At 61.5% G+C, this 1,513-nt stretch carries 2 protein-coding genes; both read left to right on the plus strand.

Annotation, left to right across the window (positions count from 1 at the left end):
- Window positions 1-158: 158 nt before the first annotated feature.
- Entirely contained in the window at window positions 159-1,169 is a 1,011-nt protein-coding gene (locus EN906_RS33850; RefSeq protein WP_023812081.1) for a DNA-directed RNA polymerase subunit alpha, read from the plus strand.
- Between the two features lie 104 nt (window positions 1,170-1,273).
- A partial coding sequence (gene rplQ / locus EN906_RS33855) for a 50S ribosomal protein L17 (RefSeq protein WP_127375763.1) occupies window positions 1,274-1,513 on the plus strand: 240 nt, incomplete at its 3' end.

Consider the following 1,513-nt stretch of genomic DNA (forward strand, 5'->3'; position numbering starts at 1 on the left):
ATGTGACGCCGATCCCGCACAATGGCTGCCGCCCGCGCAAGAAGCGTCGCGTCTAAGCATTTACCGAACGCCGCGCGAGCGCCCTTGGGCGCTCCTCCGCGGCATTCCAGGTCGCCCGCCACGATTGGATGGTGGCGGGTCAACGGAAGGAAAGCATCATGATCCAGAAAAATTGGCAGGAACTGATCAAGCCGAACAAGATCGAGTTCTCGTCGAAGAAGAAGACGCTGACCACGCTGGTCGCCGAGCCTCTCGAGCGTGGCTTTGGCCTGACGCTGGGCAACGCGCTGCGCCGCGTGCTTCTGTCTTCGCTGCGCGGTGCGGCTGTTACCGCCGTGCAGATCGACGGCGTTCTGCATGAATTCTCGTCCATCGCCGGCGTGCGCGAGGACGTGACCGACATCGTCTTGAATATCAAGGAAATCGCCATCCGCATGGAAGGCGATGGTCCCAAGCGCATGGTCGTTCGCAAGCAGGGACCGGGTGCTGTTCTTGCCGGCGACATCCAGACGGTTGGCGACGTCGAGATCCTCAACCCCGACCACGTCATCTGCACGCTGGACGAAGGCGCTGAAATCCGCATGGAATTCACCGTCGACACCGGCAAGGGTTACGTGCCGGCCGACCGCAACCGCGCCGAAGACGCGCCGATCGGCTTGATCCCGGTCGACAGCCTTTATTCGCCGGTCAAGAAGGTCTCCTACAAGGTCGAGAACACCCGCGAGGGCCAGGTTCTCGACTATGACAAGCTGACCATGACGATCGACACCGACGGTTCGATCACCGGCGAGGACGCGGTGGCTTTCGCCGCCCGCATCCTGCAGGACCAGCTCGGCCTGTTCGTCAACTTCGACGAGCCGCAGAAGGAAGTCGCCGCCGAGGCCGTCACCGAGCTCGCCTTCAACCCGGCGCTGCTCAAGAAGGTCGACGAACTCGAGCTTTCGGTGCGTTCGGCCAACTGCCTGAAGAACGACAACATCGTCTATATCGGCGACCTGATCCAGAAGACCGAAGCCGAGATGCTGCGCACCCCGAACTTCGGCCGCAAGTCGCTGAACGAGATCAAGGAAGTCTTGGCGGCGATGGGCTTGCACCTCGGCATGGAAGTGCCGGACTGGCCGCCGGAAAACATCGAAGATCTCGCTAAGCGTTACGAAGACCAATATTGAGCATGAATTCCAAGGATGGGCGGCGTGGGCCGCTCGATCCGACGGTCATGCGGAAAACCATCAGAGGCCGCGGCCTCTTGAACAACTGAAGAAGGAAAAGAGCCATGCGCCACGGTTTCAAAGGCCGTCGCTTCGCCCGAAGCATTAGCCATCGCAAGTCGATGTTCGCCAACCTCGCCGTGTCGCTGCTCGAGCACGAGCAGATCGTCACGACCTTGCCGAAGGCGAAGGACCTGCGTCCGATCGTCGAGAAGCTGGTGACGCTCGGCAAGCGCGGCGACCTGCATGCCCGCCGCCAGGTCATTGCCCAGATCGGCAATGAAGGCGTCGTCAAGCGTCTGTTC

The organism is Mesorhizobium sp. M7A.F.Ca.CA.004.06.1.1, assembly GCF_003999135.1.
GTDB lineage: Bacteria > Pseudomonadota > Alphaproteobacteria > Rhizobiales > Rhizobiaceae > Mesorhizobium.

Excerpts from the sequence above, each read along its gene's own strand:
- EN906_RS33850 (WP_023812081.1), top strand. The coding sequence starts at position 159 with ATGATCCAGAAAAATTGGCAGGAACTGATCAAGCCGAACAAGATCGAG.